A 21,670-nucleotide genomic window follows, 5' to 3' on the forward strand; every position below is an offset into this window, starting at 1 on the left:
GATTAATCGCATCTCTACTCCCTTCCTTCAAGTAATTTAGTTGTTTCTCCACTCGAACCATATAACTCAACGAATCTTTTAAACAGCAACGCACTCTCATGATTTGAAGTCCTATTTAAGTTGAATAAACGCTCTATATTTTTCTCAGCCAAAGCACTTAGATAGGGCAAATCTTCAAAGAGTGTCAAACAAGAAGCAAAATGCAATATTATTTGTAATAATGGCTTTGGCCACTCTAGGTCACTATAAATATCTATAAATAGGTGATGCTCTGAGTCATTTAAGGGGAAAGCATAAAATATAACAAATATTCTTTTCTGATTGTAGACTGGAATACTCAGTTCAATAGTGTAGGGAGTATGTAAGATTAAATCCACTTCCACAGTCGGCTGTCGCCAAATTCTCAGAGGATTAGCTGGCGAATCTAATCTTGTTTGAAATTTGATTATCCCACCGTTGTTTGTGGTCTGAAAGTGGCTAATATTCAGAATTTTAAGATTAGTAAGGCTAAACCGATGAACTGTTTCTAAATGTTTTAAGTTCAATAGATGGTAAATTTGGCAAATATAAGGAAACGGTAAAATATACTCCTGACTAATCATGTGGAGCTTTTTTAATTGAAGCTTGTTAGCTTGAGTACGATCAAGATATTCTTGATATTGGCTGGGGACTAAATCATTGCTATTGAAGCTTTCCTCCGGCTTGAGATATAGCCAACTCACAAAAAGGAAAGAGGCTGTAAATAACTGAGATATTTCTATAGCAGATAGATGACCATCAGCAAATGCAGCTATGCTTCTATCGGTTATTCCAAAAAGCCAAGATAGAATACCAAATTGCCAGATATTACTTTTGATTTGATCTATAAACAGTGCTATCTCAACATTTGAGACATGGCTAGCCTTATTTAAACTTAATTTATAATTCTTTTTCAAACAATTAATCAACATAAGACTTTGATATTACTTAAATAGTAGTAATCCATAGAGTTTAGATTTATGTTAAGTTTAAATACAAATATTTAGTCAAAACCTCTATCTTTAGGTGTATATACAAGTTGGACTAATTAATATCCACTTAGAAAAAGTTCTGATCAGCCAGACTAAATAATACAAGTCATTCTTAGATTACATATAATCCTAAATCCTATGCCTATCCACCCAGAATAAAATTCTTTATAAGTTTTGCTATTAAAGGATTCGACATTATATTTTCTGATGTATAAATTCAAAGTAACAACTTTGCTAAAATATTTCTGCTAGCTGAGTACAAAAATTTAAATCATCTCAATTTGACAAAAGCGTTATATAGATATTTAGATAAAATTCCAATGAAGCAGGTTTCTGCAATTTTATTGAGTTTTCTGTTGATGGCTTGTGGGAGCTTAAACGCCATTGTTTTGGAACCAGAGGCATTGTAAAGATGGCGATCGCTTCTGGTATTGTTTAGTGCGACTTTAAGTATTAGATGAGAATATATCTCACGAAGGATGCGCCGAGTCAAACAATTGTGAGAGGTTAATCGTGTTCTAAATTATTTCAGGAAAGTCTAGAAATGGTTGTAGCTTTAGATGATACCAAGCGTAGCGCGATCGCTACAGAACTAGCAGATTTGAAAGCTATACAAGAGTTGTTAATTGCTAATGAACAAAAAGTACTACCTGCGGTAAGGAACGATCAAGAAATTAGCAAGCGACTAAACGACTTTCTCAAAGATGATCAAGAAAATCTCAGAGTAATCGAGGAAGTCATCTCTAAATTTGGTGGTGGCTCAGTTCAGCCTAGAGATACCATCGGGCAGTACGTTGAGCAAGTAAACCGTATAATAGATGGGGATGAGCTGACACTATATCAAAAGGTTTCTATTCACGAAAGGATTAAGCACCAAGCCGTAATGACTGGTTTAATTATCCATAAAGCTTCTCAGGTGGTTGGTGATGATGTCAAAGAAGCTATTGGGCCACTCAATCAAGTAAACTTTGAGAATCGCGCTCATCAAGAACAATTGAAAGGTGTGCTAGAAGTGTTGGGTACAAGAGAACTTACAGGTCAAGACCCAGATCAAGGTGTTTGGGCGCGGACTCAAGATGCTGTTGCAGCTTTGAGAGGTGTGTTTGATGGTCTAACAAAGTAGAAAAGTAGGCTGCTAATATAATGCAACACTCCCTTAACTTTTAGTTGAGTAAGTGTTAATTAATAAATAATCCTAATAATTCCTTGTGATTTAAGGAAACTAACAGCGATCGCACTCAGTTTGAGATAAAAACTGAAATGCGATCGCTTTTTTTAGGAGAATATGTCGGAAACTCCAGTGAGGTTAGCAGATGGTTCATCAGACATACACAGCTGATGTCTTAGTTGTCGGTGGGGGAACCGGAGGCACTGCGGCTGCTATCCAAGCGGCGCGACGAGGAGCCAAAACGATTCTGGTGAGTGAATTTCCTTGGTTGGGGGGGATGCTGACTTCGGCAGGAGTATCTGTACCCGATGGCAACGAATTAGAAGCCTTTCAAACGGGATTATGGGGTGCCTTTTTGCAGGAATTGCGACAACGACAACCGGGAGGATTAGATAACAGCTGGGTAAGCTTTTTTAGTTACGATCCTCGAATTGGGGCAGAGATTTTTGCAGATTGGGTGCAGGAATTGCCAAATCTCCACTGGATTTCTGGACAAGTGCCTTTAGAAGTATTCCGGGAGAGTGATTCTATTACTGGTGTCCGCTTTGCTGATTTTGCTGTCACAGCCAAAATTATTCTCGACGCTACAGAATTAGGAGATTTATTAGCTTTAGCTGAGATACCTTACCGATGGGGCTGGGAATTGCAATCTGAGTGGGGAGAACCTAGCGCACCAGTGACTTTTAACTCTTTAACCCAGAGATATCCTGTCCAAGCGCCCACTTCAGTAGTGATTATGCAAGACTTTGGTGAAGCCGTTGCTCCAGAAATTCCGCCCGTCCCTAATTATAATCCATCCCAGTTTACAGGTGCTTGGGATGGCTATGGAGCAGAAACATTTTTAAATTATGGACGCTTGCCTGGGGGTCTATTTATGATTAATTGGCCAATTTGTGGCAACGACTACGGCCAAGAAGTAGACCGACTGATAAAGTCAGAGCTATCCAGAGGTGAATTTATCCAAGAATCTCGCTGGCACAGCCAAAATTTTGCCCATTTTATCCAAAAACAGCTTGGTCGTCGCTATGGTTTAGCAAAAAAACTATTTCCTCATACTCCTACAGCTTTTGCACTGCATCCTTATTACCGCGAAAGCCGTCGCTTGGTGGGGCTAACTACTGTCCGAGAACAGGATATTTTGCCCGTTGCTGGAGGTAGAGTTGCATCTATATTTAATGATGCGAGTTTTTGCGTAGGCGTAGCCCGCCGCAGGCATCGCAAAGCGGCGACCACAGGAGAAGCGATCGCAGTTGGTAATTACGCCAATGACCATCATTATCCTGGTGTTCAATTCCCACTGCAACCTAAATCTATCCGTTGGGGAGGACGTTGGACTGGGACTCCCTTTACAATTCCCTACAGTTGTTTAATTCCAGCCACAACAGATGGTTTCTTGGTCTGTGAAAAGAATATTTCTGTCTCTCACATTGCCAATGGCGCCACCAGATTACAACCTGTGGTTATGGGTATTGGTCAAGCAGCAGGAATGGCAGCAGCGATATGTGTTGAGTTAAACTGCCAGCCGAGGGATTTATCTGTTAGGGCGCTGCAAACAGCTTTATTGTCAGATAATTGCTCAAAAGCGCTAATTATTCCTTTATTTAATCTTCCACCCAATCGTTCGGATTGGCGGCACTGGCAACTGTATTACTTAGATAATCCACAAGCCTATCCAGTTAGTGGCGATTGCCCTTGCCCATCGGCGAATGAGTACCCTGACTCCAAGACATTAATTCGGGAAAGTAACTGTTTCAAAGGCATTTTCTACCGCTTGTCACAGCAAGAATACAGATTTACTGTTACAACACCAGCCGCATATCAAGGTCAAAATTGGCAGCTTGTGACTTTGCGATCGCATATCGATGAGCAATTACGCACTTATCCCCACGAACAATTAGTTACATTGTGGGGTCATCAGAATCACTTTGCTAATTGGTTATTAGTCGAACATTTAAACTAAGGATAAGAAGAGTTTATTTTCAGTAAAACAGAATACTTTTTGATGATTTGTCCGGATATTAATCAAAAAGCTAAGTATCAGTGAAGTGGAGAGTTCCAAAATAGACATCTTCTATGCGTGCTGCCATTTCACTTTTAGTATCGAGTTTGGTGTTCGGCCCCTTAGCTTATAACTGCCAAACAATGGTCAATCACTTATCCTATGGGCTGCTTTCCACGCCTGCTTCGGAACAGTGGCTCTCGGCAGCATCTGAACAAGATCCAGATGATGCCCCACGTCATCGCGGTAGTGGGCGTAGAGAAGTAACGCAAAAATTCGGAAATATGTATGGTGTGGTTTAACTACCGTCGGGTAATGCCTCTTTTCCCAAAGTAACTAAAGTACCAGAAAACCGGCTGTTGTGCTAACATCTTTTACACAGCTTTTCTGGCAGAGATACAGATACATACAGTTGACACCCGAAAATCTTCAGCGATCGCTTAGTATTTCAACTGCAAGCTTTGTATATATAGTTGGCATCAATCCTGGCGATCAAAACGCAAATCTAATTAAGTGCCTTGATCAACAGCATCACCAACTCCTCAAAAGTTACACAACTCTTGCTCATATTGCTGGGAAGCTCTGCGTCTCAATCCTCAACGGCTCTAGAAATAGATCTTACTTAAGCTATCAGTTAATCTAAAGCACATCTAATTCAGACATTTTGCTTGTTGAGGAAACAGTCTTCAGGCAACTTCACTTTATTCCCCAATAGGTTTTCTTCTCAGACATTCAGCAGATGGCTGCCGACGAAATAAATATAGGACTTACGCAAAAGTACACGCTGTAGGGGCAATTCATATAGCTTTAGCTGACCGCAGGGTATTCCGCCTACGTGAAAATAAGGGTTTCGGCTATTGTTTGCGTAAGTCCTATAAATATTAAGAAGGATCTGCTAGATCATCTTAGTCATTTTAATTATTCTACACCCAAGGTCAGATGCAAAATTTTGCATCTGACCTTTTTAGATGAATTTTACTTAAAGCGTAAGTCCTATGTTGTTATCTTGCGGTTAATTTCTGTTCCCTGGATGCCGTTCAGGAACATTGGCACAAACTTCTCCATAAACGCCTGTGGATCGTGCTGCCAAGCCTTTTGTGCAACCTGAATCCTAGTAAATTGCAACTCGGGCGCTAGCAAAGTCTGGGGTAAGCGTTCCATCAGGTATTGGGGACGTTGCCAAACCGGCATGGTATTTGCCACTTCCACCAAGTTGGCAACTCGCCGCAGTTCTGCACCCAACGTGATATCCATTCCCGATTCAAACGCCGCTTGTTCAATTGCGGTATATTTTCGCTTGGCTTGCTCTACTTTTTGCCGATGTTCTGGACTCTTACGCGCGAGTTCTCCTAGCCAACGATTACCCCACCGGACGTGTCCCACTTCCTCTGGGAGAATTTTTTCAATCGTTTCCCGAATTTTGATGTTTTCTGTTGTCTGCGGCGCTTGTTTGAGGGCGTGAATGTGGGCAGAGAAATACTCGCAACCCCGCTTTTCAGTAATGTTAATTGCTGCTAAACCACCAATTATACTGTCGTCTCGGTTATTTTTTGGATCGTAGGTGTCTTTGTCGAGCAGCCGATCAAATTCATCAATATAGGAAATTCCAGGAGGAGTTCCCACATTACTTCCCAGATCAATCAACAAATCAGTTAGCCACATGGCATGACGAGCTTCATCCGAGATGTGATGAGACAAATCCCGCACCAGTTCCGGTGGCTGTCCATTCAGTTGTTCAATTACCTCAGTCAGATCTTTGCAACTGCGTTGTTCACTGTAACGATAGCGGTTGAGGGTAATTAGATGGATTTCGCGATCGCATACCACCCGTTTCAATATCTCTCTGGCACCTAAAACATTCTGAAATTTACGTGGGTAGCTAATTGTCATAAATTATGTAAATTTTTGTAAATCTGTATTTGATCCTAACTTAGTTTTGTGCAGCTGGTGTATCTGTGCCGCGTCACTGAAAAAAGAGTAAAAGTTACAAAAATTAATCACTTGAGATTAAATCAAGTGTAAATAAATATAACGAATAAATGTTCAGTCTTGGGAAAGATATGTTTTTAGGACTTACGCAGAAGAGATCCCCCAACCCCCTTAAAAAGGGGGCTTTTCAGATCCCCCCTTTTTAAGGAGAGCCACTGCGGTCTTCTCTCAAGGGGAGAGGCTAAAAGCGATAGCGCCACGGAGAGCGAGTCTGCGAGCGTCTGGGGTCTCCCCAAGTGGAGCAAGTGGCGTGGGTTAGGGGGGATCGAGGTTTCAGGTTTTCACTGCGTAAGTCCTAGTTTTTTAAGCTGAGACAAATCTGGCCTATCAAAGGTGGATTGGGAGGGATTTTTCCAGCTTTAGCAGGAAAATACCTGATATTGTCAGCAAAGGCAAATATAAATTTTCGTAAAAAGTATCTTATGTTACAGATTTTTTGCTACATTAGTTAAGTAAAAAAAATTATATATTCCCAAAATAGAGAGGACTATCGTTATGTCTATCGCAGATAAATCTCGTGCGTTAATCGTGCGTGAACATCAGCAAGTCAAGAATCGTCAACAATCAATGCTGATGCGTGCTGCACAAGAACTTGGTCTTCCTGAAGAAGCATCTTACTATTGGAACCCGATTCAAGGGAAGGTAGATGCTAGCGCTCGGATGATTTATGGGCCTAGTCATGCTTCCATGAGCTAAGTTTCAAGAGTTTTAAGGTTGATTTCTTGAGTGAATGTCTCAACTGACAACTCTGGAAAAAAAGCCACCCTCTACTTTAGGGTGGCAAAATTTGTTACTTTTATAGGACTTACGCAAACAATAGCCGAAACTCTGATTTTCTTCTTAGGGACAATACCCTGCGGTCAGCTAAAGCTACATGAATAGCCCCTACAGTGTGTAGTTTTGCGTAAGTCCTATTTTAGTTAGATAGGGTACTTAATTAAGCATCGTAGTAGAGGTAAAACTCGTAGGGATGAGGACGTAGCTGCAACTGCTTAACTTCGTTACTTAACTTGTAATCAATCCAATTTCCGATAAAGTCTTCCGTGAAGACGCCTGATTCTGTCAAGAAGGCGTGATCTTTTTCCAGTGCTTGCAACGCCAATTCTAAAGAACCTGGAGTTGAAGGAACCTTGGCCAGTTCTTCTGGAGAGAGTTCATAGATATTCTTATCTAAGGGTTCACCAGGATGGATTTTGTTCTTGATGCCATCGATACCAGCACAAAGCATTGCAGCAAATGCCAAGTAAGGGTTAGAAGTAGCATCTGGACAACGGAATTCTAAACGCTTGGCTTTGGGATTAGTGCCAGATAGAGGAATACGGATAGAAGCAGAACGGTTCCCTTGGGAGTAAGCCAAGTTCACAGGCGCTTCATAACCAGGGACTAGGCGCTTGTATGAGTTGGTACTAGGGTTGGTAATTGCCAACAGTGCTGGTGCGTGTTTGAGAAGACCACCAATGTAGTACAACGCCATTTCGCTCAAACCAGCATACTTATCACCTGCGAACAGAGGTTGGCCACCTTTCCAGATGGACTGGTGACAGTGCATTCCCGAACCATTGTCGCCAAAAATTGGTTTTGGCATGAAGGTGACGGTTTTGCCGTGTTTTTTGGCAACGTTCTTGATGACATATTTGTAAGTCATCAACCAGTCAGCCGCTTCGATCAACTTCCCAAACTTGAAACCTAGTTCGCACTGACCACCAGTAGCGACTTCGTGGTGATGCTTTTCAATAGGTACACCTAATTTTGCCATTGTCAACAGCATCTCTGTACGGATATCTTGAGAAGAATCCGTCGGTGAAACTGGGAAGTAACCTTCTTTGAAGCGTGGTTTGTAAGCCAAGTTGGGTTTTTCATCGGTACCGGCTTTACCGGAATTCCAAGCACCTTCTGCAGAGTCTAAGAAGTAGTAACCTTCGTTAGCAGTTTGGGCAAACCTAGCACTGTCAAAGATGAAGAACTCAGCTTCAGGTCCAAAGAAGACTGTATCACCAAGACCAGTGGAAACCAAGTAATCTACTGCTTTTTGAGCAATAACGCGTGGACAACGGTTGTACCATTCGCCTGTGCGGGGTTCTTTGATACTACAAATTATACTTAGCGTTGGCTCTTTCATGAATGGGTCGATCCAAGCAGTGTTGGGGTCGAGTACCATCGTCATGTCCGATTCGTTGATCGCTTTCCAACCTCGGATGCTGGAACCATCAAAAGGTACGCCATCAGTGAATGCAGTCTCATCGATTTGGTCTTGGAACAGTGTGAGGTGCTGCCAAGTTCCTACTGTATCGATGAATTTGAGATCAATCAGTTGAATTTTTTCATCTTGAATTCTCTTCAAGACTTCTTGCGGTGTTGTCATTGTTACTCCTTCTCTACCAATTTTCTAAAGTAATACCAGAATCTTCCAAAGCATCCTAACCCTGCTGATCTCAATCAAGCCGTGACACACCTGAAATATCTTAAATACTAGACATTAGCGGATTTTGTAGCTTATGTTACAGATATCTGGATTATCAGGTTATATTAACCTTTCGGCGATCATCTGTACAAAACTGGAAAGTTCCTGACATCAGGGGTCAACTTTGGCATAAAATCCTTAAATAGTGGATAAATTGTTTTTGTGCCAAATCTATTTTAAATAGCACAAAAATTTACTGCTGCATTAGTGCAGCCAAATAAATATCAAACCATAAATAGCAAGGATTGGGAGAAAAAGGAATGCGCGATGCAGTAACAAGTTTAATTAAGAATTATGACCTAGCTGGTCAGTATTTTGACCGGAATGCGATCGATAGCCTGAAGTCTTACTTTGACAGTGGTACAGCAAGAATACAAGCGGCGGCCGCGATAAATTCTAATGCGGCTGCACTTGTCAAGCAAGCTGGTTTAAAGTTATTTGAAGAACTGCCAGAATTGATTCGTCCTGGTGGAAATTCCTATACAACTCGTCGTTATGCGGCTTGTCTGCGGGATATGGACTACTACCTGCGCTACGCCACCTATGCGCTGGTTGCTGGGAACACAAATGTCTTAGATGAGCGTGTGCTGCAAGGGCTGCGAGAAACTTACAATTCTCTAGGAGTGCCGATTGGTCCGACGGTTCGCGGTATCCAGATTCTCAAGGATCTGATTAAGGAGCAAGTAACAGCCGCAGGTGTGGTTAATACTGCTTTTGTGGATGAGCCATTTGATCACATTACACGCGAGTTGAGCGAACAGGATATTTAGTCATTCAACAACAAGTATAAAATATAGCGATCGCACTTTGATTTTAGGGAGCGATCGCTTTTTTATGAACCCTACCAGGCGTTGACGGTTGTCGTAATGGCATAATAAATCTTCCGTAGTCTTAAACCACTGGTTAGGAAAGAAAAACTCCTCTAGCGTTTATTGTAAACTGGACAGTTGAATTAGACTGGCTAAGGAATGCGATCGCTCATAAATTAAACGCATTAGCTTATCTTATAGAGGCACAATAGAAGTTGCCGATGTTTGAGGCGCTGATTATGGAAGAATTATTAAGTTTGAAAGACTTGCTTGTTAAAGGCGATGTTGAAGGAGCATTGATTATAGTTGAAGAATAAACAGAAATGAGCCGAAATGACATAATCAAGACAATTCGTAGCTATGCAGTGATTTTGCTGTTGCATCTGATTAAACAACAAGCTGAAAATCGCACGACTCGCTCTTGGGAAGTCTCAATTCGGAATTCGGTTCTGGAAATTCAACGCGAAAATAAGCGATGTCAAAGAGTGGGCTATTATCTCACGCCGGAAGAATTGTTATAAATCTTAGCAGAAGCCTATTTAAATGCCATTGATCAGGCAACGCTTGAAGTAGAAGAAGGTCGTTATGAGCTAGAAGAATTAGAAAAGCTCGTTAACCGAGAAGAAATCATCAATCGTGCTTTGGCTTTAATCTTACCAGGAGAGTCTAGTTAATTGGCTAAACAGCGACTTGATACATTATTAGTAGAGTTAAATTTATGTTCTTCTCGCGCGTTAGCACAACGGCTAATTCAGGCGGGGGAAGTAACTGTTAATCAGCAATTAGTCGATAAAGCTGGTACAGAAGTTGATATTTCGGCTCAAATAAATATTAAGGTGCGATCGCCTTTTGTTTCTAGAGGCGGTGAAAAACTCTCCAAAGCTTTGTCAGTATTTGCCATTCCCGTAGCAGAGCGCATTTGTATAGATGGTGGGATTTCTACTGGTGGTTTTACTGATTGTCTCTTGCAAGCTGGAGCGAAACAAGTTTACGGTATTGATGTCGGTTATGGGCAAGTTGACTGGCGGTTACGAAATGATTCGCGGGTGATTTTGCGGGAACGCACCAATTTACGACAACTACGACCAGATGAGTTATATGGCGAGGATGAGGCGATTCCTGATTTGGCGGTGGTCGATGTATCATTTATTTCTTTAACGAAGATTCTGCCTGCTTTGTGGCAATTAACTCAAGCTAATCGGGAAGCTGTGTTGTTAGTCAAGCCACAGTTTGAAGTTGGTAGATCGCGTGTGGGTAAAAAAGGGGTTGTGCGTGATCCAAATGACCAAGCTGATGCTATTTTCCAAGTGTTACAAGCAGCTCAGGAATTAGGATGGAAATACAAAGGCTTAACTTGGTCGCCAATCACTGGCCCTGCTGGGAATATTGAATATCTTTTGTGGTTGGGAATGGAAAGTGAAACACCACTACTTGATTTAGAGGCGATTAAGCAAATAACTTTAGAAGCAACAACTGATTTACGCAAGAGTTAAACGTTGGTTAAGGATATTTTATTTGGTGCGATCGCTTCGGCGTTTAGGTGGAAGTGGCGGAGGTGGTTCGTGTGATTTTAGCTTGTCATCATCAGTCAGAAACTCTACATGGAAACCCTTTTGGTGATAATGCCAACCCAAGACTACAATACTAGCATCACCCATAGAAGTCTTTTCTACAGCTTGATTAGGGAATTTAGCCGCTAACTCTTTCAATTTTTCCTCTTCCCAAAGAACAATTTGCTCACGAAACTTAGCCCAAGGTGTTGTTTCATCGGCTGCATAAGTTATGATTTCGGCAAATTTTTGAGCGGTTATACGTTTACTTTCTGAATTTGCTGTTTTAGCTTGTGCAATGTGATTACCTGTTTCAATAACACTAGCTAAAGGAAGTACCAGCGTTGTTAATTTGGCGATTTCTGCTTGAATTTTCTGATTTACACGATCAAAATCCCATTCATTATTACCAGCAGTTTCTCTACCTGGAACTTGTAACCAAACGCATAAAAGTGATGTATCAATGAGTAGCACCTTTCTCATATTAGTAACTATTCATTATGAGAAAGGCTTCTTTCAATTGCACCCTTAGTTGTCATATCACCCAAAGAATATGATGCGAATAACTTAGAAAAATTATCAATATCTTCTAAAAGAGTAAGTTTGCTTTCTCCAGTTTCAGAATCGCGGTGTGCTACAACTACAAAAGGAACTATCTCTGGGCCTAAAGCATCAAGCAAAGCTGGGTTATGGGTAGTTAGTAAAATATCGATTTTTCTTTTGCTGCCAATCTCTCGTAATATTCTTACCAGCAATTCTGCACGCGAGGGATGCAGCCTGTTATCTATTTCTTCAATTACTAGTTGACTACCTTCAGGTTGAGTGAGTAATGCTGTGAGTATTGCTAGAAAGCTGAGAGTTCCATCTGACATAATTTTAGCATCTATCAGTCTTATCTCTCCAGGTTTCCATTCTTCTTCACAGTAAAGCATTGCATCAGTGTTAAGTCTACCAACTGGTTCTGCCCATACTTTTTGAATATCCCTTTCTGGTAAATATTTGATGTAGTGAGATAGAGTTAATTCTACTTCATTTTTTCGGTCTTCAGTTAATGCTGCTAAGACACCAGCAATGTTAGAGCCATCACTTTCCAACCTGTCAGATAGTGGTGAATAATCCTGTATCTTAGAGGGAATAGAGTCCAAGATAAATATATTTTCTAGACTTTGAGAAACAACATTAATTGCTTCAACCATTTTCATAGAAAGTCCTATCAACTGGCTCAGTATAGACCGATTGCGCCTAAACTCTTGTGATTTTATAATACTTGTATCATAGAAGTTTACAGTAATGCTGGGAGTATGAAAGGATGGGTTATCTGTTTGAAATAATTTTTCTTGATATGGTTCTTCATTATTCAAGCTATGTTTAATTAGGATTAAAGACTCATCTAAAAGCAGCGTATGCGGTTTAGTTTCCACAGTAATAGTGTAGAGGTAATCAGCTTTAGCATACTTTCCGTTTACTAACACGTTGAGTGTAAATTTAGTTTCTGGTTTAAGTGCTGCCCATTCTACACCACCTCGAATAGAAGTAAGCGTTTTATCTCCTGCTAGCGCCGTTTCAATATTCTCACCTCGTCCAATTCTTTGTAAAAATTCCAAAGCTTCAATCATATTAGACTTACCACTTGCATTTGTCCCAATCACAACAGTTAACGGGTCAAGTGGAAGCTCGGCGTAACGGAAACTTTTCCAGTTTTCTAAGATGAGTTGTTTAAGCACGATCAACTCCAAAACTCTACTTACTTAAATTTAGCTCCTAACAGTAGCGATCGCACAAGGTTTTTCATCCTTCAACATCTCAGCAAAAACAACAAAGCCAGCAGACAGAGTAAAAAATTGCGTAATTACTCTATCTAACTGGCTCAATTTCACTGCGCTTTGACAGATTTATGCTTCTGGCGGCAAATCTACACTGTAAAGAGTTTTACCTACCAAGTTACGCAGTGTTACCGTCATCACCTTTGTATTAGCATTAATCTTGACTCCTCCAAAGAATTGCAAACCTTCGCTTGGCGGTCGATTTGCTTTTGTACCTGGAGGAAGGCTTTGAAATATTAATTGTGGCCCAAAGGTATTATCCAATTCGTTTGGTCCAAATGTGCCAGAGTTAAGAGGCCCGGCGACAAACTCCCAAAAAGGCTTGAAGTCTCTAAACTGCGCTTTTGAGGGGTCGTAATAATGGGCTGCTGCGTAATGTACATCAGCAGTTAACCAAACAACATTCTTGATGTTCTTGTTTTTGATAAATCGTAGTAAATCGGCAAGTTCTAGTTCTCTTCCTAAAGTTGGGCCATTTCCGTTAGCCCAAGCTTCAAAGTCCGTGGTACCGTCTTTAACTATCAACCCCAAAGGCATATCACTAGCAATTACTTTCCATGTTGCTTTTGATGAGAGCAATTGCTTTTTCAACCATTGCACTTGTATTTTACTCAAAAAATCTGTTTTTTGACTTGGTACTGGCTGATTATTGGGGCTATTTGGCCCCCGATAGGTGCGCTCATCCAGCATTAAAATGTCTAGTAATGGCCCATGCTTAAAGGAGCGATAAATTCTCGTTTTGTCTGGATTATCGGTTGTATATCCAATAGGTAGATATTCTAAAAACGCTTGTCTTGACCTTTCGGCTAGCAAGTTAACATCCTTGACTGTATAACGATCATCGTTGAGGATAATTTGCCCAGGATACCAGTTGTTTCTTGTTTCGTGGTCGTCCCACTGTGCCAATATGGGAACTTCAGCGTTGAAACGCTTGATGTTTTCATCCAGCAAATTGTAAATATAGTTGCCACGAAATTCTGTGAGAGTCTCTGCTACTTTGGATTTTTCGGGTGTAGTGATGTTTTTCCAAATAGTGCCGTCGTCTAAAGTTACTTCTGATTGAATTGGCCCATCAGCATAAATATTATCGCCAGAATGGATGAAAAAGTCGGGATTAAGTTGACGCATACTTTCGTAAATTTTCATCCCACCGAACTCAGGATTAATCCCCCATCCCTGACCGGCAGTGTCTCCACCCCAAACAAAGAATACATCTCGCCCAGATTTGGAGGGAGTTCGGAAAGTGCCATAAACAGGAGCGCTGTAGGTGCCTTGATAATCTAAATCTTGGAAGATTACCCGATAAAATAATTTTTGGTCTGGTGGTAAATTCCTCAGATAAAGTCGGGCTGTAAAGTCGCTATTTTTTAAAGCATTCGGCCCCACAACTCGCTGCACATTTTTAAAAGATTCGCTGGTAGAATATTCTACAATCATTTTGGCAGCGCGATCGCTCCGACTCCAAATGACAATGCTATCGTTGCAGATATCTCCGCTAGCTACACCATAAGGTATACCAGGACGCATTTTATCAGAAGTGATAATTCCAGGTGCTTGAGCAAAAACTTGTGATTTCGATCCCAGATTTGTGGCAATAATCCCACCTGCGGTGATAGTTGAACGCAGCAAAAACTGGCGGCGGTTTAGCTTCAATGAGCGATTAGATTCCATGCTAAATAATGGCAAGCTTAAGAAGTAGTACAGGATAAGTATTTAGCACGTTCTGTTATTACAATAAGTAAAAGTTAGATTATCTAATGATTAAAAAACCGTTAAAATATTGGATTTGCTAAAATAGTTAAGATTCTCACATCTACACTGTGAATTTTGGGTAGCAATCTGGGAAACATAAGTTTGTAACTATTGATGAATTTTTAAATTATCGAGACGGATATTCAGGATGTTACCAGAAATATTACCTCAGGAGTCAAGGTTTGAGAGTATGCCGACTATGGGTGACATGACAAATGCTAATGAGTCGAACTTGCGATTAGAGTCAACTTTGGAAGAATTACCCTTTTGGCAGGTTCAGATTGAAATAGATCGCCCAGGCAATGATTTAGCTATGCTTTTTAACCAAGAGCCTTTATTGCCGGGAATTATACTGAATAATAATCAACAATATGCGGGGATGGTTTCGCGGCGGAAATTCTTTGAGTATATGAGCCATCCTTATAGTCTGGCACTATTTTCTATAAGACCGATTAGAATTCTCTACAAGTTTTTCCCTCTAGAGATGTTACCACTTTCTGAGGATATGCTCATTGTCAATGCGACTCAGGCAAGTTTGGAACGAGCACCTGAAATTGCTTATGAGCCAATTTTAGTTAAAACTACCTCTGGAAAATATAAGCTCGTCGATTTTCATGAATTACTCTTAGCCCACTCCCAAATTCATGTTTTAACACTTGTTGAACTACAGCAGGTCGAGGAACAATCCAGAGTCGCTAAAACAGGGTTTCGTGATCTTCAACAGAACTATATGCGATTAGTCCAGAGTGAAAAAATGGCTGCATTAGGACAACTAGTTGCTGGTATTGCCCACGAAATTAATAATCCCATCAACTTTATTGGTGGCAATATTGTCTACGCCATCCAATACAGTCAAAATTTACTCAATCTGATTAGATTGTACCAACAATATTATCCTAAACCAGAAGCGGAAATTGAAACTGCGATCGCACAAATTGAACTGGATTTTTTAACCACCGATCTCCCCCGTCTTCTCACCTCTATGGAAGTTGGTACTGAGCGAATCAAGCAAATCATTCTTTCCTTACGAAATTTTTCCCGTCTTGATGAACCTGATAAAAAATTAGTTGATATCCATGAAGGTATTGATAGTACTTTGGTAATTTTACAAAGTCGCCTTCAAAATCACCAAATCGGTGAAAGCATAAACATAATTAAGGAATACGGTGAACTTCCTCAAGTTGAGTGCTACGCTGGGTTACTCAATCAGGTATTTATGAATATTTTGGCGAATGCTATTGATGCCATACAAGAGTCATTAGTGAGCCAGCACGGTCTTCTCCCTTCGCGCAGCGTCTCCAAGAGTTGGGGAGACGCTAAAAGCGATGGGGGTTTCCCCCATGATGTGACTGGCGAACCCGTAAAGGTCATTAGTCATCCATCATGGCAAAAGGATAAAGCAAAAATTTGCATTCATACTGAACTCACTGATGAAAAGCAAGTAATTATTCGCATTTCCGATAATGGCCCAGGAATTCCAGAGAGTATCCAAAAGCAGTTGTTTAATCCATTTTTTACCACTAAACCCGTTGGTAAAGGAACTGGATTAGGTCTATCTATCAGCTATCAAATTGTTGTAGAAAAACACGGTGGTCAACTGCAATGCATATCAAGCGTTGGCAAAGGGACTGAGTTTATTATTAAAATTCCACTTCAACTTAATTCTTAACAAGTTCCGAAAAACCAGCAATAAGCGTTTTCCTTCACTTACATATTGAACTTTAACTATAAGTTCCTGCTTTCTCACTAATGACCCTAACAGGTTCTGACTCGATATCATCTATCTTCTTAAACTCTCCAGCCCGCCAGCTATCTGTTATGTCCTTGATAAAACTGGCAATAGGGATCGCAATTAACAAACCCAGCACTCCTCCCAACTTTGCTCCCAACAGCAAAGAAATCACTACCCACACGGGATTTAATCCAGTCAAATTACCAAGAATTCGAGGTGCAACAAAATTAGAATTAACTTGGTCGATTGCAACAGCTACACCTAAGACTTCAACTCCTAACCAAAAGTTTTGCAATGCTACCAACAAACTTACTATAGCTATACCTACCCCTGTACCAAAGGGAAAGAGAGAAAACAAACCAATACCGATGCCAAAAAGTAGAGCCAAGGGAACTTGCAGCGCCAAAAACGCTAGTGTAATTGTTACCCCTAACACAGCTCCCAATGTTGCTTGACCGATAAAATAATTGTGGAAATCCTCTCGCAGTAATTCCCGTACTTTTGACCCAATGTTAAGGGGAAACCACTGAAAAATTCCGTCCCAAAGACGTTCACCGTTCAATATTAAATAGATAGTTAGTACTACCGCCAGCAGGACGTTAAGGACAATACCAATGGTATCAACGGCAAAACCAAGAATTCTACCAGTAAAGGACTGAAGTTGGTTAGATAATCGTTCCAGAACTTGGGTAAATAAACCACTTAAATTAATCGGAAGCTGTTGTTGACTTAATGCCCAATCTTGGAAAGCTTGCAGCTGCACAGTACCAGAATCAATCCAACTGGGCAAAATATTAGCTAGCTCTACGAGCTGTTGGATAATCAGGGGAACCAAGGTGATGCCTAAAGCTCCTAAAACCACCACAGTCAAAAGTAACACTCCTCCGATAGCTAGGTTGTGTTTTACTCCTTGTTCCTGGAGAAACTGGATTGGATAGTTCAAGACAAAAGCCAGTAAGATGGCGGCGGCAATAATACTCACCAAGGGTTGAAAATACTGTACAACTTGGAGCAATAGCCAGCCATTGAGAATGGCAATAGGAAACGCCAATCCTATAGTTAACCATCGCGGTAGTTTGTTTGCTGATTGCATTAGTGATGACTCCACAAGAGTTATAACTTTATTTTGGCTTCTGGGGACTGGGGAATAATCGTAGTGGTTGCAGTAAGTAATGCAACGGTATCAGGCAAAGTTGCTTAACTATTATCCCAGCATTAACACCTTGGATGGTAGATCCACTACTAAGCGTCGATTTTTTAACCGTTGGCGACCAAGCAAAACTTTCTGTTAATCCTTGTCCCACATGCACAGGAATATCAAAATTTTCTCCATCAATTCGCACTTTTCCTAAATATGAGTTTTAATTAATGACTGTTGTACCTGATAAAAAATTGGTTGGCAGCACTCTTTAAATGCTTCGCGTTCAGGTTTCCATTGGGCTTTCTGTTGTTGAGTCCACTGAATTTGTGGGAAGATTCTCCCCCGGCATACTATACGATTAGATTTTGCTTCAGTCATAGTTGGTTCTCATATCTATTGCCATATCTATATTTTCCACACTACTTCAAACTGGGCAACTAATACCCGTTTAGCAACCAGTGATTTTCTTTGATTAGGCTTGTTGATTTGTCTCGATAAAATCCAATATAATTCGCTGATGCACACTTCCCAAAGGTCGCACTTCGCCAGCTTTTTGGGAATAACAGTTACCTTGGTGAATATCTTCTGGCGTCAATAACCCCATATCCCAGCCTTCATTCAAAACCAGTTGATTTAATTCCACCAAGAGTGGTGCATGAAAGACATGGCGGACAACTCTTTCGCCGGGATAATAGCCAAATTCAACAAATGGTGGTAGATTATAGCCGATTTCTTCTAAAATTTCTCGCTTCACTGCTACCTCTGGTGTTTCACCCGGTTCGATATGACCGCCAAATAGTGCCCAGTAACCAGGATAGAGAATACCGGGGATGTTGTCGCGCAGTTGCATGAGAAACTTGTTTTTTTGGTAGAGAATTGCGATCGCTACATGCACCGGTTGATTGTTCATTTTTAATTATTGATTACTCTTCTTCTAGATAAACTTCCCCCAATTCTTTACCAGCTAAGGGGATACTTCGGTAGCGAACTTTACCCTTAATCACTACTTGCGCTCCCTCGGCCAGATTCTTTTGATTCGTGACAACCCAAATTTTGCCAGTCGAGTCATTAATTTGATAAGCCCACTGCTTCATCAGAGGAGCTTGCTTTTCTACCTGACCTTGGATGTAAACTATAGCCTGATTGTCTAGTTTGGGTTTAATTTCTCGAATTGGGGTGACATTGGTGCCAATTTTTAAGTTAACCCCATTCAAGCCAGACGGAGGCAAACTACCACAACTACAAAGTCCCACCACCAAGAAAAAAATTAACCCCAGGCGGTAAGCAAGAATTTTGTGTCCGTAGAAGAACGAAAGGAACAAATTTCTCCCTTGTTCGGTAAACTGACTTTTCACCGGATCTGGAAAACCTCTCTTCTTGCAGGAAGGAGGCTTTGAATTTTCCCGATTCCCTACAAGGGTTGGGGACTCTTGGGTTAGATTTCGCCTCTTCTTTTCCCCATGATCTGAAAAGTCAGGTTTGATAAAAGCCACCGATTGAGCCAATTTTTGTGTGATTGTTTGCTTTGTCGCCAGTTTCATTAAGTCAGTTCCCATTTATAATGTTTTCTTCGGTTGCAGAAACACGCTCTCAACTGAGCAAAAAATGTTCCGATTTCATCGTTTATCTTTATATTCTTCAGATAACGTCGTTGATCTGAGAAAATAAACATTATGGATTTACCGTGAGAAAAACGCTACAACCTCAAACAGATACACAATAATAGTTAAAAGTCAAGATTCAAGAATCAATATTTTCACTCTAGATTTTGGACTGTAGACTCCGCCTAGACCAGAAGCGGCTGAGTTTTGATAAAAGGCGAATATAGCTGGGAATTCTCATGGAAACAAAAACTGCCAAACTCATTGATGGTAAAGCAATAGCTGCAAAAATTCAGCAAGAACTTTCTGTTGCCATTACACAATTACAACCAAAAATTGGACGACCCCCTGGTTTAGCAGTGCTGATGGTTGGCGATAATCCAGCATCAGCGGCTTATGTACGTAATAAAGAAAAAGCCTGCGCTAAAGTTGGTATTGCCTCTTTTGGAAAGCATTTTCCCACCCAAACTACCCTTGGGGAGTTAGAAGAGGCGATCGCAGTACTAAACCACGATGAACGTGTGGATGGCATTCTTGTGCAGCTGCCTTTACCTAACCACTTGGATGCTGTGACTCTGCTAAATCAAATTGATCCCAATAAAGATGCTGATGGATTGCACCCAGTCAACTTGGGGCGACTAGTCCGGGGAGAAATCGGTTTACGCAGCTGCACCCCGGCTGGTGTGATGCGACTCTTACAAGAATATGAGATTACCTTGCAGGGAAAACAGGCAGTAGTGGTGGGACGCAGTATTTTGGTGGGTAAACCTATGGCGCTGATGCTATTAGAAGCTGATGCCACAGTTACGATCGCTCACTCGCGATCGCATGACCTCAAAACCATCACCCAAAATGCTGATATTCTAATTGCAGCAGTAGGTCGTCCCGGACTGATCACTGCTGACATGGTGAAACCGGGCGCTGTTGTGGTAGATGTAGGGATGAATCGCGTCACCGATGCTAGTGGCAAGAGTCGCTTAATTGGCGATGTCCACTTTGAATCAACCGCCGATGTAGCAGGATTTATCACCCCCGTTCCTGGTGGTGTTGGCCCGATGACTGTCGCCATATTGTTGCAGAATACATTTGCCAGCTATTCCAGGGCGGCGAGAGAAGAAAAAGAGTTAGGAGTGAGGAGTGATGAGTGATGAGTTAAAAATTAAGAGTTATTAACTCCTAACTCCAAACTCCTGTACAGACGCGATTAATCGCGTCTCTCCAAACTCCAAACTCCTAATTCCTAATTCCTAACTATTCATTTTTTCAGCCCCACAGCACCTTAAAATTGTCACGTATAAGACAAAAATCCCAAAATGTCAGGAATTTAAGAATGGTAGCAACTGATAACGTTCAAAAGACACCACCAGAGGAAGCCACGCTTAACTTAGCAGTCTATCTGAAAGAGCGACAAAAGCTTTGTGATACTGCTTTGGATCAGGCTATCCCGATCATTTATCCAGAAAAGATTTATGAGGCGATGCGCTACTCGTTATTAGCTGGAGGCAAGCGTGTACGTCCCATTCTTTGCCTTGCTACCTGTGAAATGATGGGTGGAACCATCGAAATGGCCATGCCAACGGCTTGTGCTGTGGAGATGATCCACACAATGTCGTTGATTCATGACGACCTCCCAGCGATGGATAATGACGATTACCGTCGTGGAAAGCTGACGAATCATAAAGTCTATGGCGAAGATGTGGCGATTTTGGCTGGGGATGGCTTATTGGCTCTTGCTTTTGAGTTTGTTGCCATTCAAACCCCCCAAAGCGTCAACAGAGAGCTAGTCTTGCAGGTAATTGCCCGTCTTGGTCGGGCACTGGGGGCAGCTGGTTTAGTCGGCGGTCAAGTTGTCGATTTAGAGTCGGAAGGGAAATCAGATATTTCCCTAGAAACACTAAATTTCATTCATAAGCACAAAACAGCCGCTCTTTTGGAAGCTTGCGTAGTTTGTGGGGGGATCATAACTGGGGCATCACCTGAAGATGTGCAGCGACTGACTCGTTATGCTCAAAATATTGGGCTAGCATTCCAAATCATCGATGATATTCTGGATATCACTGCTACTCAAGAGCAATTAGGCAAAACAGCCGGTAAAGACCAAAAAGCCAAGAAAGTTACCTATCCCAGCCTTTGGGGGCTTGAGGAATCGCGCTCAAAAGCCCAAGAGCTAGTTAAAGCAGCTTGTGTGGAATTAGAACCATTTGGAGAGAGAAGCAAACCACTCCAAGCGATCGCTCATTTTATTACCAGCCGCAATAACTAGTGCTGCTTTGCGAAATTGGGAATTCGCAATTATTAGACCGCAAGGGTTTCATTGATTTGGAATGGGTGGTTTATTTACACTTTGCTGTAGTACTACCGCCCAACGGAATTCAAAATTTAAAATTCAAAAAGCTTATCAAATAAGCTTTTTGGCTATTTTGAATAATTGGTCTGTTTCCAACGTGATATATTAGGTTAATTTGGGATTTTGGGTTGAATCTAAATGTTTCCTCAACCAACAACTGCTGCTAATATTTACAGGCTAGCCGATAAGCTTAGAGCTTCAGTGACCAAGCGTGCCCAAATTAAGCGACTCGTGCAGTTCGACAAGCTTACTGACCACGGCTTTAACCGCATTGAGAATTGATTTTTG

The 21,670-nt window shown here is 41.2% G+C and carries 21 protein-coding genes and 1 pseudogene; 11 read left to right on the forward strand and 11 right to left on the reverse strand.

Annotated elements, in window-relative coordinates; all coding sequences use genetic code 11:
* Positions 1-14: 14 nt before the first annotated feature.
* The gene (locus ACYTXL_RS08955) at positions 15-950 is read right to left on the reverse strand and encodes a hypothetical protein (protein ID WP_461924414.1); all 936 of its coding nucleotides are present in this window, start codon (positions 948-950) and stop codon (positions 15-17) included.
* A gap of 604 nt (positions 951-1,554) precedes the next feature.
* Between ACYTXL_RS08955 and ACYTXL_RS08960 the strand changes: the two genes are divergently transcribed.
* The 4 genes from ACYTXL_RS08960 (at position 1,555) to ACYTXL_RS08975 (ending at position 4,820) form a co-directional block, all read left to right on the forward strand.
* The gene (locus ACYTXL_RS08960) at positions 1,555-2,133 is read left to right on the forward strand and encodes a hemerythrin HHE cation-binding protein (RefSeq protein WP_461924415.1); all 579 of its coding nucleotides are present in this window, start codon (positions 1,555-1,557) and stop codon (positions 2,131-2,133) included.
* A 190-nt stretch (positions 2,134-2,323) separates the two neighbouring features.
* A complete protein-coding gene (locus ACYTXL_RS08965; RefSeq protein ID WP_461924416.1) occupies positions 2,324-4,138 on the forward strand; it encodes an FAD-dependent oxidoreductase in 1,815 nt (604 codons plus the stop codon).
* A gap of 113 nt (positions 4,139-4,251) precedes the next feature.
* Positions 4,252-4,479, forward strand: coding sequence for a heterocyst-inhibiting protein PatX (gene patX, locus ACYTXL_RS08970; protein ID WP_461924417.1), 228 nt, complete (start codon positions 4,252-4,254; stop codon positions 4,477-4,479).
* 59 nt (positions 4,480-4,538) lie between these two features.
* Positions 4,539-4,820, forward strand: coding sequence for a hypothetical protein (locus tag ACYTXL_RS08975; RefSeq protein WP_461924418.1), 282 nt, complete (start codon positions 4,539-4,541; stop codon positions 4,818-4,820).
* A gap of 350 nt (positions 4,821-5,170) precedes the next feature.
* On the opposite strand, the gene ACYTXL_RS08980 is transcribed toward ACYTXL_RS08975, so the two are convergent.
* Positions 5,171-6,067: a ferritin-like domain-containing protein gene (locus ACYTXL_RS08980; RefSeq protein WP_461924419.1), complete on the reverse strand. Its 897-nt coding sequence runs from the start codon at positions 6,065-6,067 to the stop codon at positions 5,171-5,173.
* Positions 6,068-6,661: 594 nt separating this feature from the next.
* Between ACYTXL_RS08980 and gifA the strand changes: the two genes are divergently transcribed.
* The gene (gifA, locus tag ACYTXL_RS08985) at positions 6,662-6,862 is read left to right on the forward strand and encodes a glutamine synthetase inactivation factor IF7A (RefSeq protein WP_461924420.1); all 201 of its coding nucleotides are present in this window, start codon (positions 6,662-6,664) and stop codon (positions 6,860-6,862) included.
* 241 nt (positions 6,863-7,103) lie between these two features.
* Here the strand turns inward: gifA and glnA are convergent, their stop codons facing one another.
* Positions 7,104-8,528 (reverse strand): type I glutamate--ammonia ligase, encoded by a 1,425-nt coding sequence (gene glnA, locus ACYTXL_RS08990; RefSeq protein WP_461924421.1) that lies wholly within the window; start codon positions 8,526-8,528, stop codon positions 7,104-7,106.
* A gap of 359 nt (positions 8,529-8,887) precedes the next feature.
* Here glnA and apcB point away from each other — a divergent pair, with 359 nt between their 5' ends.
* The 3 genes and pseudogenes from apcB to ACYTXL_RS09005 all read left to right on the forward strand — a co-directional run bounded on the left by apcB (position 8,888) and on the right by ACYTXL_RS09005 (position 10,929).
* Positions 8,888-9,397, forward strand: coding sequence for an allophycocyanin subunit beta (gene apcB, locus ACYTXL_RS08995; protein ID WP_461924422.1), 510 nt, complete (start codon positions 8,888-8,890; stop codon positions 9,395-9,397).
* Between the two features lie 362 nt (positions 9,398-9,759).
* A pseudogene (locus ACYTXL_RS09000) lies at positions 9,760-10,110 on the forward strand (DUF29 family protein).
* A complete protein-coding gene (locus ACYTXL_RS09005) occupies positions 10,111-10,929 on the forward strand; it encodes a TlyA family RNA methyltransferase (RefSeq protein WP_461924423.1) in 819 nt (272 codons plus the stop codon).
* Positions 10,930-10,947: 18 nt separating this feature from the next.
* Here the strand turns inward: ACYTXL_RS09005 and ACYTXL_RS09010 are convergent, their stop codons facing one another.
* From ACYTXL_RS09010 to ACYTXL_RS09020, 3 genes are all read right to left on the reverse strand, one after another.
* Entirely contained in the window at positions 10,948-11,469 is a 522-nt protein-coding gene (locus tag ACYTXL_RS09010; protein WP_461924424.1) for a hypothetical protein, read from the reverse strand.
* Between the two features lie 8 nt (positions 11,470-11,477).
* Complete coding sequence (locus ACYTXL_RS09015; RefSeq protein ID WP_461924425.1) at positions 11,478-12,710, reverse strand: AAA family ATPase; 1,233 nt, start codon at positions 12,708-12,710, stop codon at positions 11,478-11,480.
* A gap of 168 nt (positions 12,711-12,878) precedes the next feature.
* A complete protein-coding gene (locus tag ACYTXL_RS09020; RefSeq protein ID WP_461924426.1) occupies positions 12,879-14,480 on the reverse strand; it encodes an alkaline phosphatase D family protein in 1,602 nt (533 codons plus the stop codon).
* Between the two features lie 280 nt (positions 14,481-14,760).
* Here ACYTXL_RS09020 and ACYTXL_RS09025 point away from each other — a divergent pair, with 280 nt between their 5' ends.
* On the forward strand, positions 14,761-16,230 hold the full coding sequence (locus tag ACYTXL_RS09025; RefSeq protein ID WP_461924450.1) for an ATP-binding protein: 1,470 nt from the start codon (positions 14,761-14,763) through the stop codon (positions 16,228-16,230).
* A 52-nt stretch (positions 16,231-16,282) separates the two neighbouring features.
* On the opposite strand, the gene ACYTXL_RS09030 is transcribed toward ACYTXL_RS09025, so the two are convergent.
* From ACYTXL_RS09030 to ACYTXL_RS09050, 5 genes are all read right to left on the reverse strand, one after another.
* Positions 16,283-17,386, reverse strand: a complete 1,104-nt coding sequence (locus ACYTXL_RS09030) for an AI-2E family transporter (RefSeq protein WP_461924427.1) — start codon at positions 17,384-17,386, stop codon at positions 16,283-16,285.
* A 28-nt stretch (positions 17,387-17,414) separates the two neighbouring features.
* Positions 17,415-17,636: a hypothetical protein gene (locus ACYTXL_RS09035; protein ID WP_461924428.1), complete on the reverse strand. Its 222-nt coding sequence runs from the start codon at positions 17,634-17,636 to the stop codon at positions 17,415-17,417.
* A 5-nt stretch (positions 17,637-17,641) separates the two neighbouring features.
* Complete coding sequence (locus ACYTXL_RS09040) at positions 17,642-17,812, reverse strand: hypothetical protein (RefSeq protein WP_461924429.1); 171 nt, start codon at positions 17,810-17,812, stop codon at positions 17,642-17,644.
* Between the two features lie 94 nt (positions 17,813-17,906).
* Positions 17,907-18,344: an NUDIX hydrolase gene (locus ACYTXL_RS09045; protein WP_461924430.1), complete on the reverse strand. Its 438-nt coding sequence runs from the start codon at positions 18,342-18,344 to the stop codon at positions 17,907-17,909.
* A 13-nt stretch (positions 18,345-18,357) separates the two neighbouring features.
* Positions 18,358-18,975: a hypothetical protein gene (locus ACYTXL_RS09050; RefSeq protein WP_461924431.1), complete on the reverse strand. Its 618-nt coding sequence runs from the start codon at positions 18,973-18,975 to the stop codon at positions 18,358-18,360.
* A gap of 299 nt (positions 18,976-19,274) precedes the next feature.
* Between ACYTXL_RS09050 and folD the strand changes: the two genes are divergently transcribed.
* Positions 19,275-20,183 carry a bifunctional methylenetetrahydrofolate dehydrogenase/methenyltetrahydrofolate cyclohydrolase FolD gene (folD, locus tag ACYTXL_RS09055; protein ID WP_461924432.1) on the forward strand — a complete coding sequence of 303 codons (909 nt, stop codon included), beginning with the start codon at positions 19,275-19,277 and terminating at the stop codon, positions 20,181-20,183.
* A gap of 182 nt (positions 20,184-20,365) precedes the next feature.
* Positions 20,366-21,298: a geranylgeranyl diphosphate synthase CrtE gene (gene crtE, locus ACYTXL_RS09060; protein WP_292794076.1), complete on the forward strand. Its 933-nt coding sequence runs from the start codon at positions 20,366-20,368 to the stop codon at positions 21,296-21,298.
* The last annotated feature ends 372 nt before the right edge of the window (positions 21,299-21,670 follow it).

Source organism: Nostoc sp. (assembly GCF_054880495.1).